Genomic DNA, 15368 nt, shown 5'->3' with positions numbered 1-15368 from the left:
GCGGGTGGGGAGACTAGCAGGCACGAAACGCCCGGATCACCGGGAAGGATTGCGCAGAATCCGGACCAGGTCGAGGTCGGGCAGCGGCACCGGCTCGCCGTACAGCGGACCCTGGGCCTGGCCCACGCCGAGCTCGCCGAGCCGGTCGGCCTGGGCCTGGTCGCGCACGCCGTCGGCGATCAGGGTGAGGTCCAGCCCGGCTGCCATCGCCAGGGTGCCGGACAGCACCGTGGCGGCCCGGCTCCCCGGATCGGCCGAGCCGAGCGACTCGTGCAGGGTGAGGGTGCCGACCGGCAGCCGGGTCAGGAGACCCAGCCCGGCCGGGGCCGCGCCGAATGCGTCCAGGCCGATGCCCACGCCGAGCGCGCGCACCCGCTCGAGCACCGCGGCCGCGGCGTCCAGGTCCGGCACCGGGCCGGTCTCGGTGAGGTGCAGCACCAGCGCCTCGCCGGGCAGCTCACGCCGCCGCAGCGTGCGTTCCACCACGGTGGTCAGCCGCTCGTCGGTGATGTACCGGGCCGACAGCGGCACGTGCGCCACCAGGGCGTCCCAGTCCGGGGCCCGCCGCAGCAGGGCGATGTCGGCACAGATCGAGTCGAGCAGCCGCTCCTCCAGCGGCGTGCGCAGCCCGGCCTGCTCGGCGGCGGCCATCAGCGGCCCCGCGTCGATCACCCCGTGCACCGGGTGCCGCCAGCGCACCGACGTGGAGAGGCCCACCAGCGACCCCGAGGTCAGGCCCAGCACCGGCCGGTACAGCACGTCGATGTGGTCGGACGACAGCGTCGCCAGCTGCTCGGCGTGCTCCAGAGCAGCGGTGTCCGGCTCGGATTCCGGCTCGGACTCCCCAGGAACGGCAGCCGCCTCCTGGGCCCGGCGCTTCTTCTCCCGCAGGATGCCCGTGGCCCGGCTGAGCGGGATCACCTCGGCCTCGGCGCGGGTGCCGGCCCGCACCTCGGCCTCGATGCCGAGTGCCTCCAGCGCCCGGCGCGCGGCGGCGGCCTGTTCCGCCTCGCGCCGCTCGGACTCCTTCTCCAGCGCCTCGAACTCGGCCGCCACCCGCTGCGCGGACCGGATGGTCGCGGCGACGAGACGGTCCTTCTCCTCGGCCTTCTCGTCGGCCTCGGACAGTTGCGGCCGCGGCGGCCCGGGCCGGGCCTGGCCGGAGGCACGGTAACGGGCGGCCGGGGTGAGCGAGCCGGGCCGGGGGATCGGCCCGGTCTGCGGATCCATCACCCGGGGCAGGCCGGGAGGGGGCGGTGTGCTGCCGGTGATCGGGAACTCCGTGGTGTGCCGGGGCGCCGCCGGGTCGAACAGGGGCAGGTACCGGTCCTGCCCCGGCTCGGCCGGGGCGCCGTGCCGAAAGGTGACGAGCTGATTCTTACCGCGCCGCTTGGCCACGTACATCGCCTGGTCCACCCCGGCCAGCAGACTCTCCGGCGATGTGTCGGGAGCCACCCGGTCCAGGACGGCGACACCGACGCTGGCCCCCACCCGCACCCGGGTCCGGCCGTCGTGGTGCGGCACCAGGAAGGGCCGCCCGACCGCCGCCAGGATGCCACGCCCGATCACGTCCGCCGGCTGCGAGGCGTCTTCGATCAGCACCGCGAACTCGTCGCCACCCAGCCGCGCGATCGTGTCGGCCGGCCGCACACATCCCCGCAGCCGGTCCGCCACCGCCCTCAGCAGGTCGTCGCCGGCGTTGTGGCCGAGCCGGTCGTTCACCGCCTTGAAGTCGTCGAGGTCGCAGAAGATCAGGCCCAGCGGGCGCCCGCCGCGGATGGCCCGGCGCAGCCTCTGGTCGAACAGGGCGCGATTGGCGAGCCCGGTCAGCGAGTCCTGGTAGGCCTGCTCGCGCAGCCGGTCCTGGCTCTCCCGCAGCTCACGCACCAGGCGAACGTTGTCCAGGCCGGTGAAGAACTGCCTGAGGACGACGATGCCACCCAGCGCCACCGCCACCACACTCTCGACCGGGCCGATCCGTACCCCACCGACCAGCTGCCCGGCCAGCACCAGCGCCGCCCCCGACAACGGCAGGTAGGGCAGTAGCCGCAGCGCCCGTTCCGGGCCACCGTCCTGCTGGCCGTCCTGCTGGCCGGACGGTCCGGCGAGCGCACCGTGCGCGATCAGCAGTGCCCCGGCGACCAGGGCGGTCGTGTGGAGCAGGGCGACGGCGCCACCGGTGGTCCCGAGACGTTCCAGGTGACGGTGGCCGGTGTCCGCGACGGCGATCAGGACCAGGCCGTACCCGATCCCGGCCAGGGCCCGGGGATTCAGCGGTGCCCGGAACCGGGCGAGGAGGACGACGCAGATCACGAGCACCAGATCAGCCAGTGGCTGTGCGGGTGTGGCGGCGCCCAGCGCGGTGACCCAGGTGAGCACGAACAACGATCCGGTGATGACGGTGGTGTCGAGCACGGAGACCACGCCGCCGGCCGGGAGGCGGGACACGGTCGGCAGCCGGCTCAGGGCGGCGAGTGCGCACACCGGCAGCGCCAGGACGGCGAGGCCGGCCAGGCGGCCGAGAGGGGTCGCGGGGGAGCCCGGGCCGAGGCCGCTGAGCAGTTGCCCGGCCGACCAGAGCGCGGTGCCGCAGGCGAGCGGGAGCCGCCAGGCCCGGTCGGGAGCGGAGACCCGCCCGCAGGTGACGAGCAGGCAGGTGGTGGCGAGCGCGCCGGCCAGGAACTGGATGACGCAGGTGGTGACGACGGGGCTCCAGCCCACACTGCCTCCTTCACCCCGGCCGGTTACACCCCGTGCGGTGCCGGACACAGCATAAGTACACAATGCGGGCAAAAGCCCGCATTGACGCAACGGATTTATCCCCCGGCGCCCCGCCCGGCCGGCCGGATCCGGCCTTGATCCATTTCCGTGCGGACCTGCTCACCATGACTGTCGGTGGCTGCCCGTAGGCTGTGGCCGTCAGCGGGGGAGATAGGTAAGGAGGAACGTGCCGGTGGGTGAGAACCCGGTGGGTGGCACGCGGGTGCTCAACATTCCCAACCTGCTCAGTGCCGGCCGTCTGCTGCTGGTCCCGGTGTTCGCCGTCCTCATCCTGATGGGGCAGGAGGGCTGGGCCGTGGCCGTCCTGATGGTGAGCGGGTTCAGCGACTACCTCGACGGCACGCTGGCCCGGCGCTGGGGGCAGACCACCCGGCTGGGGCAGATGCTCGACCCGGTGGCCGACCGGCTCTACATCCTCACCACCCTGCTCGGCCTGGCCTATCACCAGGTCATCCCGTGGTGGCTGGTGCTGCTGCTGATCGCACGCGATGCCGTGCTGGTCGGCTCGCTGCTGATGATGACGGTCGAGGAGCGGCGTCCGCTCGAGGTCAGCTTCCTCGGCAAGGCGGCCACCGCCTGCCTGCTCTACGCCTTCCCCCTGCTGCTGCTCGGCGACATCGAGGGCCGGGTCGGCGACGTCGCCCAGCCGGTCGGCTGGGCCTTCGCCTGGTGGGGCACGTCGCTGTACTGGTGGTCGGCGCTGATCTACCTGCGCCAGGCCGCCGCCGTGCTGAACCGCCGCGACCGGCTCGGCACCCGCCCGCCCCGGGGCGAGGTGACCGGATGAGCGCCGCGCCCCGGCGGCTCGACGCCTCGATGACGCTGCTGCGCGAGGTGATGGAGCGCCCCCTCGACCCCGGTTACGCGGCGGCCGCGGCCGACCCGCGCCCGCGCACCCGCCGCCGCACGGCCCTCACCCTGGCGCTGTCGGTGCTGGCCGGCGTCGGGTTCACCGTCGCGGTCAGCTCGATCCGGGTGCCGCAGCGCGAGTCCCAGGCGGTCAGCCGCGAGCTGCGCGAGGAGATCGAGCGCCGCACCGAGGCCGTGCAGGCGCAGGAGCAGAGCAACGCCGCGCTGGCGGCCGCGAACTCACGGGCCCAGCAAGACCTTCTGGGTACCCGGGGCGCCGCGCTCAGCCGGCAGGTGCGCGAGCTCGGGGCGCTGGCTGGCGAGGTGGCCGTCACCGGCAAGGGCCTGACGGTCACGCTCGACGACGCGCAGGGCCGCGACGAGGTGGGCGGCGATCCGCGGGCCGACACCGGTTACGACGAGGGTGTGGTGCTCGACGCCGACCTCCAGGTGGTGGTCAACGGCCTCTGGTCGGCGGGCGCCGAGGCGATCTCGATCAACGGCGAGCGGCTCACCGCCCTGTCGGCCATCCGGTCGGCGGGCGAGGCCATCCTCGTCGACTTCCGGCCCCTGGTGCCGCCCTACGTGGTGTCGGTCATCGGCGACCCGGCCGGGCTCCAGACCGGCTTCGCCGACGGTGATGCCGGCCCCTACGTCCAGTCGCTGCGCGACAACAACGGCATTCGTGTCGACATCGCCGAGTCCGGCAGCCTGACCCTGCCCGGCGCTGGGCAGTTCGTGCTGCGGCAGGCGGAACCGGTAGAAGAGAGCCCCGGCACGCAAGAAAGCACGGACTCGGGAGGGCACACGTGATCGCGGCGATCGGACTGCTGGTCGGGGTGGTGGCCGGGCTGGTGCTCCAGCCGACCGTCCCGCTCTGGTTGCAGCCCTACCTGCCGATCGCCGTCGTGGCGGCGCTGGACGCGGTGTTCGGGGGTGTCCGCGCCCTGCTCGACGGCATCTTCGACGACCGGGTCTTCATCGTGTCGTTCCTGTCCAACGTGGTGGTCGCGGCGCTCATCGTGTATCTCGGCGACCATCTGGGCGTCGGGTCGCAGCTGTCCACGGGCGTCGTGGTGGTGCTCGGCATCCGGATCTTCTCCAACGCCGCCGCCATCCGCCGGCACATCTTCAAGGCCTGACATGACGGACGAGAAGAAGCCGGACGAGAAGAAGCCGGACGAGACGCCGGTTGAGCCACCCCCCAGCCGTCCGGTGGGGGCGGGGCGTAGCCGGGTGATCCGGCCGGCCGGTGCCCGTCGTCCGGCGCCCCGCAAGCCGGTCGCCGAAGAAGAAGTGGCGCCGGAAGAAGCGGTGCCGGAACCAGAACCCCAGAAAACAGAGGACGACGAGACCGGTGCCCCGGCGGCGCCGGTCGCGAGCTCGTCGTCGTCCACCGTCAGGAAACGGCTGACCCGGCTGACCCGGGTGCAGTTGCTGGCGGCCCTGCTGCTCGGGGCGCTCGGGTTCGGGCTCGTGGTGCAGGCCCGGCAGACCCAGTCCGGCGACCTGTCGTCGCTCAGCCAGAGCGAGCTGGTACGGGTGCTGGACGACGTCAGCCGGCAGGGCGAGCGTCTCGACGCCGAGACGAAAGACCTGGAGGCGACGCAGAACGAGCTGCGCTCGGGCACCGACTCGGCGGCGGCCGCCGAGAAGGCCACCCGGGAGCGGCTCGCGGTGCTCGGCATCCTGGCGGGCACCGATCCGGCGCAGGGGCCGGGTGTGACGATCACGATCCAGGACCCGCAGGCCCTCGTCGACGCGGCGACGATTCTGGACACCGTGCAGGAACTGCGCGACGCCGGGGCGGAGGCCGTCCAGTTCGGCCAGGTCCGGGTGGTGGCCAGCACGTCCTTCACCGCGTCGAGCACCGGTGGCGCGGTGATCACGGACGGCGTGGAGCAGTCGCCGCCCTACCGGCTGGTGGCGATCGGCGACCCGGCGACCATGGAGTCTGCCCTGAACATCCCCGGAGGCGTGCTGGAGACGCTGCACCAGGTGGGTGCTAGCGGTACGGTTCAGCGCAGTAAAGATCTCACGGTGTCCGCGGTTCGGCAGGTCAGCAGCCCGACCTACGCCGTGCCCCAGACCGATACCGAAGACTGAAAGGAACCAGAGGACGCAGTGAGCGACTTCGAGTACCCCGAAGACCTCAGATACACCACTGATCATGAGTGGGTACGGGTCGAGGGCAACGTGGCGCGGATCGGCATCACCGCGTTCGCCCAGGACGCGCTCGGTGACATCGTCTTCGTCACCCTGCCCGAGCAGGACACGGAGGTCCAGGCCGGCACCACCTGCGGCGAGGTGGAGTCGACCAAGAGCGTGAGTGACGTGTACGCCCCGGTCAGCGGTACGGTGTCCGCCCGGAACACGGCACTCGACGCCTCTCCGGAACTGGTCAACACGGACCCGTACGGGGAGGGGTGGATGTTCGAGGTCACGGTGGGCGGTACAGAGGCCTTCGACGGTCTTCTGTCCGCTTCCGAATACCAGACTCAGCTGGACTGACCACGTTCCGGCTACGTTTCCGGCGGCGAAGGGCGAGCTCCGCAGAAGCTCCGGCGGAGCCCGGGCCGACCGGTGGGGGGCAAGGGGCAGACAACACTGAGTCGACGAACACCGCGTCGATCAGCTTGTCGAGCATTCAGTCAGGCATTCAGTCGGACAGGACAGGTGAGGGTTACCCTGATCAGGACTTCACGAGACAGGAGAGCGAGATGTCGGACGGGAACGGCCAGTACGACACCACGTCGCCGGCCGAGACGACGATCTCCTTCGGGGCCATCCCGAGTCTCGACGATGACCAGCGACCGACCGGGCTGTCCGGGGCCGAGCAGGCCGCGGTCGACGCACTGCCCGACCAGTCGGCGCTGCTGGTGGTCCAGCGTGGCCCGAACGCGGGCGCGCGGTTCCTCCTGAACGCCGAGCGCACCACGGCCGGCCGCAAGCCGTCCAGCGACATCTTCCTCGACGATGTCACCGTCTCCCGCAAGCACGCCGAGTTCGTGCGGCGTGACGGTGCCTTCTACGTGCGGGATGCCGGCAGCCTGAACGGCACGTACCTGGCGGGCGACCGGATCGACGAGGCGTTGCTGAAAGACGGCGACGAGGTTCAGATCGGCAAGTACCGGCTGGTCTTCCACCCGAGCCGGCGCAACGCCTGAGGTCGCGATGGTGAGCGCGGCGGCACGAGGTCGCGCGGGCGGACCGGCCGGAGAACGAGCGGGCACGCCCCGGGCTATCAGCATCGGGGCGGTGCTCGAGTTGCTCCGGCAGGAATTCCCGGACATCTCGATCTCGAAGATCCGCTACCTGGAGGATCAGGGGCTGGTCGAGCCGCAGCGCACTGCTTCGGGCTATCGCAAGTTCAGCCCGGAGCACGTCGACCGCCTGCGGTACGTACTCGGCATGCAGCGTGACCGCTACCTGCCGCTGCGGGCGATCAGGGAACATCTGGACGCGGTCGACCGTGGCCTCGAGGCACCGGTCGGCCGACTCCGCGCCGTGACCGCCGACGAGCAGCCACGGCGCCGGTTCACCCGCGCCCAGTTGCTCCTGGCGGCGGAGATCCACGACGAGACGCTGGCCGCGCTGGAGTCGCACGGCCTGGTATCCGCCCGTCCTGCCGGGCATTTCGACGCCGACGCGGTCGCGGTGGCCCGCATCGCCGGTGAGCTGGCCGGGTTCGGCATCGAGCCCCGGCACCTGCGTGCCTTCCGCACCGCGGCCGACCGTGAGGCTGGCCTGATCGAGCAGGTGACCAGCCCGATCCGGCACCGTGGCGACGGTTCTGTGGCCCGGGCCGACGACGTCGCCCAGGAACTGATCGCCCTGTGCTCCCGGTTGCACACGAGCCTCCTGAAGGTCGCGCTCGAGCGCGGGCAAACCTGAGAAAACGCCGCTCGGTCGCCGTCCTGCGCGGCCGCGGGGTACGTTTGCGGGGTGCGGGAGCTTGATGTGGTTGGTGTCAGGGTCGAGGTTCCCTCGAACAACCCGATCGTGCTGCTCAAGGAGCGGGACGGTGATCGTTACCTCCCGATCTGGGTCGGGGCGCCGGAGGCGAACGCGATCGCGAACGCCCAGCAGGGGCTGGTACCACCACGCCCCCTGACCCACGACCTGATGAAAGACGTCATCGAGGCGCTCGGCCGCACGCTCTCCCAGGTGCGCATCGTCGCCCTGAAGGAGAACGTCTTCCACGCCGAACTGGTCTTCGACGGCGGCCTCTCGGTGAGCTCACGGTCGTCCGACGCGATCGCGCTGGCCCTGCGGGTCGGCTGCCCGATCGTCGGCGCCGAGGAGGTGCTGGAGGCCGGCGGCGTCTCGGTGCCCGACGAGGACGAGGACGAGGTCGAGAAGTTCCGTGAGTTCCTCGACAACATCTCGCCCGAGGACTTCGACGAGAAATCCTGATTGGTCCGAATGAGGGGTGATCTGCCGACACGCCGCCCCCCTCGGCAGCCGCCTCGTTGACGACGCCGGGTGCGCAGCCTACGGTTCAAATGAAACGACCCCGGTGTAGTTCTCCCGCTGAGATCCGTCCCTCGGAGCAGCGTGCCGGACTCGGAACGTTTGAATGGAGCCGCCGTGAGCGAGCGTAGCGAGCGAGATGCTGTGCCCGGTCACGTCGTCGCGCAGGCCCAGGGCATGCTCTTCACCGACGACCTGCCCGAGCTCGACGAAGAGGCCGGCTACCGAGGCCCGATCGCCTGCCGGGCGGCGGGCATCACCTACCGTCAGCTGGACTACTGGGCCCGCACCGGCCTGGTGCAGCCCACCGTCCGCAATGCCACCGGCTCGGGCACGCAGCGCCTCTACAGCTTCCGCGACGTGCTGGTGCTGAAGGTGGTCAAGCGCCTCCTCGACACCGGCGTCTCGTTGCAGCAGATCCGGATCGCCGTCACCCACCTGCGCGACCGCGGCGTGGAAGACCTGGCCCAGATCACCCTGATGAGCGACGGCGCCAGCGTGTACGAATGCACCTCGGCGGACGAGGTGATAGATCTCGTCCAGGGCGGTCAGGGCGTCTTCGGCATCGCCGTCGGCCGGGTCTGGCGGGAGGTCGAGGGCACCCTCGCCGAACTCCCCGCCGAGCGCGTCGACGAAGAACCGCTGTCCGACGACGACGAGCTGTCGGCCCGGCGCCGCGCCCGCGCCATCGGCTGAGACCGCAATCGGCTGAAGCACAGCACGAGCCACAGAGAAGCCCCCGGGACCGGTACCCCGGGGGCTTCTCTGTATCAGCCGGCGCTACTGGCGGCGGGTCGTCGTCCTCTGGTGTTCGCCCGCAACACCCGCGCGAGGTGCGCGTCGAAGGCGTTGGCGAGCTCCTGCGCCGGGGCACCCGGCCAGCGATGGATCGGCTGACTGGCCCCCTGCGCCTGCTGAAGAGCACTGCGCTCGCGGATCGACGGGCCCAGCACCAGCGGGCCGAACATGTCCGACAGCTCCTGGAGCCGGTAACGATGCTCCGGCGAGCGCTCCCGGTACCGGTTCACCAGCACCCCCAGCGGCTGGAGCGAGGGGGCGATGTTGCGGCGCACGTCCTCGATCGCGTGCAGCGCCCGGTCGGCGGCAGTCACCGAGAACAGCGCCGGCTCCGACACCACGATCGCCCGCTGGCTCGCCGCCAGCCCCGACCGGGTGATCGTGCCCAGCGACGGCGGGCAGTCGATCAGCACCAGCTGATAGCCCTCCATCTGGTTCAGGGCGTGCGACAGCCGGGCCAGGGTGCGCTCGCTGCCGGTCGGGCGGTCGAGAGCGGCCATGTCGTGGGAGCCCGGGAGTACGTCGAGAGTGCCGCCGTTCGCGGCCCAGCCGCTCGGCACGACGTTCACCTTCTGTGCGTTACGGCGCGAGGCACCCATCACGGTGGCCACGTTGGTGGTGATCTCGGCCGTGATGTCCAGCCCGAGCGTCGCGTCGGCCTGGGGGTCGATGTCGACGATGAGTGTCGGGACGCCGCGGGCCAGCGCGGCCGACGCCAGTCCCAGGACCACAGACGTCTTCCCGACGCCACCCTTCAAACTGCACACGCTGACGACGATCACAGTGTTCGACGCTACCTCGTTATCAAGTACCTACTCCGGAGGAACCAATTGGACCGTGGCGTCGCGTCCTGTTGCAACCCTCCGTTCGTCATGGGTGGATGGGGGACGGTGGATGAGACTGACATCTGCCGCTGGTAACGTCGACGGTTCCGGCCGTTCGTCGATGGCCGGTAGCTGAAGACCCCGGTGGGAGAGACCCCGCGAGGGGCGCCGAAGGGGCAACTCTCCCCGGAACCTCTCAGGCGCCAAGGACCACCAGGGCGAGGCAGCTCCGAAGGGCGATGTGGCCCGACGGATGGGGAGGTATCCGCGCGGCCGTACTGAGCGCCGCTACGCTCGAGCGTTGGAGCCTCCGATGACGACCTTCATCGATGCCAGCCACCACGACGTCCACGACGACCTGCCCGGCCCGGCCGGTCGTCAGCACCGGCTGAGCGGCTTCGCCGACCGGCACATCGGTGCCGACGAGGCCCAGGTCGCGGTGATGCTGCGGACCGTCGGCCTGGACTCCCTGGACGCCCTCGAGGGCGCCGTGATCCCCCCGGTCATCCGCGACGGCGGCACCCCCGCCCTGCCCGAGCCGGTGGGAGAGGCCGAGGCCCTGGCCGAACTGCGGGCCCTCGCCGCCCGCAACACCGTGCGCGTGCCGATGATCGGCCTGGGCTACCACGGCACCCACACCCCCGGCGTGATCCTGCGCAACGTGCTGGAGAACCCGGCCTGGTACACGGCCTACACGCCCTACCAGCCGGAAATCTCCCAGGGCCGGCTGGAGGCGCTGCTGGCGTTCCAGACCATGGTGTCCGACCTGACCGGCCTGGAGACCGCCAGCGCCTCCCTCCTCGACGAGGCCACCGCCGCCGCCGAGGCGATGACGCTGATGCGCCGCGCCTCGAAACTCCCGGCCGGCGCCGCCCTGGTCGTCGACACCGACGTCCTCCCGCAGACCCTCGCGGTGATCCTCACCCGCGCCGAGCCGCTGGGCATCCCGGTGGTCGTCGCCGACCTCTCCGCGTCTCCCGCCGAGGCGCTGGACGGCGTCGCGGACGGCGTGTTCGGCGTCCTCACGCAGTACCCCGGCACCTCCGGCCGGGTGACCGACCTGCGGCCCCTGATCCAGGCCGCCCACGAGCGCAAGGCGCTCGTCGCCGTGGCCGCGGACCTGCTCGCGCTGACGCTGCTGCGCTCGCCCGGTGAGGACGGCGCGGACGTCGCGGTCGGCAACACGCAGCGCTTCGGTGTGCCCCTCGGGTTCGGCGGCCCGCACGCCGGGTACATGAGCGTGCGCAAGGGCCTGGAGCGGTCTCTGCCGGGCCGCCTCGTCGGGGTGTCCAAGGACGCCGACGGGAACCTGGCCTACCGCCTCGCCCTCCAGACCCGCGAGCAGCACATCCGCCGCGAGAAGGCGACCAGCAACATCTGCACCGCGCAGGTGCTGCTCGCCGTGATGGCCGCGATGTACGCCGTCTACCACGGCCCCCAGGGACTGCGCCGGATCGCCGAGCGCACCGCCGGGCACGCCGCCTCGCTGGCCGCCGGAATCCGCTCGCTGGGCCCGGACCTCGGTCTGGAGGTCGTGCACGAGCACTTCTTCGACACCGTCCTGGTGAAGACGCCCGGCCGCGCCGAGACCGTCGTGACGGCCGCTCGTGAGCTCGGCGTGCTGCTGCGTCAGGTGGACGCCGACCACGTCGGGATCGCCTGCGACGAGACCACCACCCCGGCCCATCTGGCGCTCGTGCTGCGGGCCTTCGGGGCGTCCGAGGGCGTCGCGGCGGTGGAGACGGAGCCGGCTCTTCCGTCGTCCCTGAACCGCACCACGGAGTACCTGACCAACCCGGTGTTCACCACGCACCACAGCGAGACGTCGATGCTGCGGTTCCTGCGGCGGCTGGCGGACGAGGACTACGCGCTCGACCGCGGCATGATCCCGCTCGGCTCGTGCACGATGAAGCTCAACGCCACCACCGAGATGGAGGCCATCACCTGGCCCGAGTTCGGCGGGCTGCACCCGTTCGCGCCGGCCGCGGACTCCGAGGGCATCCGGGCACTGGTGAAGGACCTGGAGACGTGGCTGGCCGAGCTCACCGGGTACGCCGCGGTGTCGCTCCAGCCGAACGCCGGCTCGCAGGGTGAACTGGCCGGGCTGCTCGCGATCCGGGCGTACCACCGCTCGCGGGGCGACCTCGAGCGCAACGTCTGCCTGATCCCGTCATCGGCCCACGGCACCAACGCGGCCAGCGCGGTGATGGCCGGCATGAAGGTCGTCGTGGTGGCCTGCGACGACAACGGCAACGTCGACCTGGGGGATCTGGACGCCAAGATCGCCCGGCACGGGGCGGCCCTGGCAGCGGTCATGGTGACCTACCCGTCCACCCACGGCGTGTTCGAGGAGGGCATCGGCCGGATCTGTGCCGCCGTGCACGAGGCCGGCGGGCAGGTGTACGTGGACGGCGCGAACCTCAACGCGCTGGTCGGGCTCTCCCGGCCGGGGGCGTTCGGGGCGGACGTTTCGCACCTGAACCTGCACAAGACGTTCTGTATCCCGCACGGTGGTGGTGGCCCCGGCGTGGGGCCCGTCGCGGTGCGCTCACACCTCGCGCCGTTCCTGCCCAACCACCCGCTGGACGCCCTCGCCGGGCCGGCGACGGGCATCGGCCCGGTCTCCGCTGCTCCGTACGGATCGGCCGGGATCCTGCCCATCTCCTGGGCATACGTGCGGATGATGGGTCTTTCCGGGCTGACCCGCGCCACCCGCACCGCGATCCTCACCGCCAACTACGTGGCGGCGCGCCTGCGGCAGCACTACCCGGTGCTGTACTCCGGCCGCGACGCCCTGGTCGCCCATGAGTGCATCCTGGACCTGCGCCCACTCACCAAGGCCACCGGTGTAACGGTCGACGATGTGGCCAAGCGCCTGATCGACTACGGGTTCCACGCGCCGACCATGTCGTTCCCGGTTGCCGGAACGCTCATGGTGGAGCCGACGGAGAGCGAGGACCTGGCCGAGCTGGACCGCTTCTGCGACGCGATGATCGCGATCCGCGAGGAGATCGACAAGGTCGCTGCGGGGGAGTGGCCGGCGGGGGACAACCCGCTCGCCAACGCCCCGCACACGGCTGAGTGCCTGACCGGTGACTGGGAACACCCGTACTCCCGCGCCGAGGCCGTGTACCCGGCCGGGGTGACGCCGCGGTTCAAGTACTGGCCGCCGGTCCGCCGGATCGACGGAGCCTGGGGTGACCGCAACCTGGTCTGCTCCTGCCCGGCTCCGGAAGCCTTCGAGGACTAGAGGCCAGTCGTTACGCCGGTGTTCGGCCTCGCATCGTGTTGATGCGGGGCTGAGCGCCGGACGTCGTTCAGGCGGTCCAGCCCACCCATCGGGTCACCTGTACCAGTATCACCGGACCCGACGGACGTCGCCGGTGATACTGCTCGTAGCGCGCGACGAGAAGGTCTATCGGCCGGACGGTTTCCGGATCTTCCGAGGGCAGCACGCGGGCGGTTCCGTCCGCACGGGCCCACCACAGCTGTGACCAGTCGTCGGTGTACCGGTCGGCCAGCAGCGCCACCCGCGGGTTCTGTTCGATGTTGGCCAGGCGACGAAGTGACGATGTCCGCTTGGGCTTGTGATCCACCGCGCTGACCAAGAGATCCGGGCCGGCAGCTGCGAAGACCAGCGGAACGACATGTGGGGTGCCGTCAGCCGAGACCGTCGCCAGCCGGGCGATCCGGGACATCTGGAAGTGGGCCCGGGCTTCGTCGGGTGTCAGGCTGGGCACCGGCACCATCATGCCGGAGCCGTGGGTGGACCGGACGAGATCTGGTCAGAAGGGCGGTTCGCCCAGTTCAGTGGGTGCCTGGGGCGATCGTGCGGATTGCCTGAGCCAGGCCTGCGCCTGCTGATCGGCCCGCAGACGTCGTTCGGCCCGGTCGGTGTCCTGCTCGGCAGCACGCTCCCAGCGACGCAGGCGCTCCGCTTCACGCTCGTCGGAGGTCATGGCGTCTTCCAGGTCGGGAATCCCGTCGTCTCCGTCGGGCAGGGGAACGGGCGTGGGCAGAGCCCAGTTCGGGCAACCGGGAAGGTCCGGCGGCAGACCCGGATGCTCGATGCCCCCGGGATCGGTCCAGACGATCGTTCCGGGCGGGAACGGGTCGGCCGGCTCGCTGAGACGAGCACTCCAGCCACCGAACGTCTTCATCCGATGGTGACGGCGGCATGCCGGAAAGACGTTGCACACGCACGTGACTCCCCCCTTCCCGAACGGCTGGAGGTGGTCCAGATCGCAGAGAGACGCCGGGCAGAGGCAACCCGGGTACGTACATTCCTGCGAGCGGGCCGTGATGTCGTCGATCAGACTCTGACTGAATCGGTAGCGCTGGGCCTCATCGGTGTCGTGGTCACGGCCGTAGGCACAGCCGGAGTCCGGCTCTGACAGCGGCCGTCCCGCACCCGGTAGCACCAGAAGGGTGATGCGCGCGGGGGTGGCGGCCAGCCGCCGGGCCAGATCGGCGGGGATCGGTCCGTGGCCCTGCAACAGGCCAGGGGTGTCGTCGAGGCCGAGCAGGGTGGTGTCGGTGAGCGTGACGACCACGTGGGGTCCCTTGCCCTTGCGGCGGGGGAGCGACGGGATGGTCCACCAGGCCGGGATCCGTCCTGGTGGAACGGGACTCAGCCCGAAGTCCGCCAGATCCTGGCGCTGGTGGCTCTCATGGGCGTCCAGCGTCTCTTCGAGCTCACGGCGGCCGCAGGTCGGGCAGGGATCCTGCGCCGCGCCTGTGTGGGGCTGTTCCTGTGCCAGGCCGTCAGGTGTGGTCGGTACGTCATGACGAGAGTCGCGGGCCAGCGGCAGGTCCACTCCTTCGGCGAGCGCGTCCCAGACAGCGGCGAAGGCATCGGCCCGGAGCTGCTGATGCGTGCGGGGTTCCGTGATGCCGTTGGCCTTCGCGTCCTCCTTGCGGGCATCCGCGAAGGCGTCCAGCACGCCGTCCATCTTCTGGCCGCTCTCGGCCGGGAGCCTGCCGAACACGCCTGCCATCCCGTCGGGAAGCGGCTCGACCCGCACGCTGCGCTCACGCGCGGCGGCGCTGTGACGACTGTTGGCGGCGGCCGGGTCGAGGCCGAGCAGAAGCTGCTTGATCATCCGCTTCAGTTCGGGATAGGTCTTCGAGGGGGCAACGGCTTTCACCCGCTCCTCGATGATCAGCCACTGCTCGCAGCCGGGCCGGAACCAGGCCGGCGCCTCGGGCGTGTAGTGCAGCAGGTCGCTGATCAACCGGGCCCTGATCCAGTCGAGGAGGCCGGACCTCATCAGGTCGTGGATTCCGGGTAGGTCTTTCACCAGCTCGGTGGACGCCCGGACCATGCCTGCGGCGCGATCTGGGGACAGCGCCAGGCGCGGCCCGAGCATCGCCGTCACCAAGGTGGTCGGTTCGATGGTGGAGGGAGCTGCGTCGGAATCCTTGCGGCGACTGCCTCTTCGTGCTGGGGAGGTCTGCCCCACCAGGCGTGCCACGGCTGTGGCCTTTACCGCGTCGAGCCGCCTGATCAGTCTCTCGCAGTCGGTGATCCGTTCCAGGAGCATGGTGTCTGTCGGATCGTCCGGTTCCTGCCCCAGCAGCCGGTCCAGGGTGGTGGCGGACGGGGAAGGGGAAACGACGGAATCCAAATCTTTCATCAGATAC

General features: G+C 71.0%; 14 protein-coding genes and 1 riboswitch. Of the genes, 10 read left to right on the top strand and 4 right to left on the bottom strand.

What is annotated here, in order from left to right:
* Positions 1 to 36: 36 nt before the first annotated feature.
* Positions 37 to 2721, bottom strand: a complete 2685-nt coding sequence (locus KIH74_RS26255) for a putative bifunctional diguanylate cyclase/phosphodiesterase (RefSeq protein WP_214159002.1) — start codon at positions 2719 to 2721, stop codon at positions 37 to 39.
* Positions 2722 to 2953: 232 nt separating this feature from the next.
* On the opposite strand from KIH74_RS26255, the gene clsA reads away from it, so the two are divergent.
* From clsA to KIH74_RS26210, 9 genes are all read left to right on the top strand, one after another.
* Positions 2954 to 3568 carry a cardiolipin synthase ClsA gene (gene clsA, locus KIH74_RS26250; RefSeq protein WP_214159001.1) on the top strand — a complete coding sequence of 205 codons (615 nt, stop codon included), beginning with the start codon at positions 2954 to 2956 and terminating at the stop codon, positions 3566 to 3568.
* Positions 3565 to 4443: a DUF881 domain-containing protein gene (locus tag KIH74_RS26245; RefSeq protein WP_214159000.1), complete on the top strand. Its 879-nt coding sequence runs from the start codon at positions 3565 to 3567 to the stop codon at positions 4441 to 4443. The genes clsA and KIH74_RS26245 overlap by 4 nt, the downstream gene beginning before the upstream one ends.
* A complete protein-coding gene (locus KIH74_RS26240) occupies positions 4440 to 4772 on the top strand; it encodes a small basic family protein (RefSeq protein ID WP_214158999.1) in 333 nt (110 codons plus the stop codon). The genes KIH74_RS26245 and KIH74_RS26240 overlap by 4 nt, the downstream gene beginning before the upstream one ends.
* 1 nt (position 4773) lies before the next feature.
* Complete coding sequence (locus tag KIH74_RS26235; protein WP_214158998.1) at positions 4774 to 5736, top strand: DUF881 domain-containing protein; 963 nt, start codon at positions 4774 to 4776, stop codon at positions 5734 to 5736.
* Positions 5737 to 5754: 18 nt separating this feature from the next.
* Positions 5755 to 6141 (top strand): glycine cleavage system protein GcvH, encoded by a 387-nt coding sequence (gcvH, locus tag KIH74_RS26230; RefSeq protein ID WP_214158997.1) that lies wholly within the window; start codon positions 5755 to 5757, stop codon positions 6139 to 6141.
* Positions 6142 to 6350: 209 nt separating this feature from the next.
* Positions 6351 to 6797 carry an FHA domain-containing protein gene (locus KIH74_RS26225; protein ID WP_214158996.1) on the top strand — a complete coding sequence of 149 codons (447 nt, stop codon included), beginning with the start codon at positions 6351 to 6353 and terminating at the stop codon, positions 6795 to 6797.
* Positions 6798 to 6804: 7 nt separating this feature from the next.
* Positions 6805 to 7524 carry a transcriptional regulator FtsR gene (gene ftsR, locus KIH74_RS26220; protein ID WP_281431448.1) on the top strand — a complete coding sequence of 240 codons (720 nt, stop codon included), beginning with the start codon at positions 6805 to 6807 and terminating at the stop codon, positions 7522 to 7524.
* A gap of 51 nt (positions 7525 to 7575) precedes the next feature.
* Positions 7576 to 8046, top strand: coding sequence for a bifunctional nuclease family protein (locus KIH74_RS26215; RefSeq protein ID WP_214158995.1), 471 nt, complete (start codon positions 7576 to 7578; stop codon positions 8044 to 8046).
* A 234-nt stretch (positions 8047 to 8280) separates the two neighbouring features.
* Entirely contained in the window at positions 8281 to 8799 is a 519-nt protein-coding gene (locus KIH74_RS26210; protein WP_214159097.1) for a MerR family transcriptional regulator, read from the top strand.
* A gap of 74 nt (positions 8800 to 8873) precedes the next feature.
* Here the strand turns inward: KIH74_RS26210 and KIH74_RS26205 are convergent, their stop codons facing one another.
* Positions 8874 to 9632 carry a ParA family protein gene (locus tag KIH74_RS26205; protein WP_372492129.1) on the bottom strand — a complete coding sequence of 253 codons (759 nt, stop codon included), beginning with the start codon at positions 9630 to 9632 and terminating at the stop codon, positions 8874 to 8876.
* A 228-nt stretch (positions 9633 to 9860) separates the two neighbouring features.
* Positions 9861 to 9948: riboswitch (glycine riboswitch) on the top strand.
* Between the two features lie 90 nt (positions 9949 to 10038).
* Here KIH74_RS26205 and gcvP point away from each other — a divergent pair.
* Entirely contained in the window at positions 10039 to 12975 is a 2937-nt protein-coding gene (gcvP, locus tag KIH74_RS26200; protein WP_214158992.1) for an aminomethyl-transferring glycine dehydrogenase, read from the top strand.
* A 67-nt stretch (positions 12976 to 13042) separates the two neighbouring features.
* Here the strand turns inward: gcvP and KIH74_RS26195 are convergent, their stop codons facing one another.
* Together KIH74_RS26195 and KIH74_RS26190 are read right to left on the bottom strand one after the other, a co-directional pair.
* The gene (locus KIH74_RS26195; protein ID WP_246573144.1) at positions 13043 to 13456 is read right to left on the bottom strand and encodes a TIGR03668 family PPOX class F420-dependent oxidoreductase; all 414 of its coding nucleotides are present in this window, start codon (positions 13454 to 13456) and stop codon (positions 13043 to 13045) included.
* A gap of 54 nt (positions 13457 to 13510) precedes the next feature.
* Positions 13511 to 15361, bottom strand: coding sequence for an HNH endonuclease signature motif containing protein (locus tag KIH74_RS26190; protein ID WP_214158989.1), 1851 nt, complete (start codon positions 15359 to 15361; stop codon positions 13511 to 13513).
* Positions 15362 to 15368: the final 7 nt, after the last annotated feature.

The organism is Kineosporia corallincola (genome assembly GCF_018499875.1).
Lineage (GTDB): Bacteria > Actinomycetota > Actinomycetes > Actinomycetales > Kineosporiaceae > Kineosporia > Kineosporia corallincola.
Note: the sequence above shows the minus strand (reverse complement) of the source record. Positions and strands in the feature narration are given on the sequence as shown.

Excerpts from the sequence above, each read along its gene's own strand:
- KIH74_RS26210 (WP_214159097.1), top strand. The coding sequence starts at position 8,281 with ATGCTCTTCACCGACGACCTGCCCGAGCTCGACGAAGAGGCCGGCTAC.
- KIH74_RS26235 (WP_214158998.1), top strand. The coding sequence starts at position 4,774 with ATGACGGACGAGAAGAAGCCGGACGAGAAGAAGCCGGACGAGACGCCG.
- KIH74_RS26190 (WP_214158989.1), bottom strand. The coding sequence starts at position 15,361 with ATGAAAGATTTGGATTCCGTCGTTTCCCCTTCCCCGTCCGCCACCACC.
- ftsR (WP_281431448.1), top strand. The coding sequence starts at position 6,805 with ATGGTGAGCGCGGCGGCACGAGGTCGCGCGGGCGGACCGGCCGGAGAA.
- gcvP (WP_214158992.1), top strand. The coding sequence starts at position 10,039 with ATGACGACCTTCATCGATGCCAGCCACCACGACGTCCACGACGACCTG.
- KIH74_RS26225 (WP_214158996.1), top strand. The coding sequence starts at position 6,351 with ATGTCGGACGGGAACGGCCAGTACGACACCACGTCGCCGGCCGAGACG.
- KIH74_RS26245 (WP_214159000.1), top strand. The coding sequence starts at position 3,565 with ATGAGCGCCGCGCCCCGGCGGCTCGACGCCTCGATGACGCTGCTGCGC.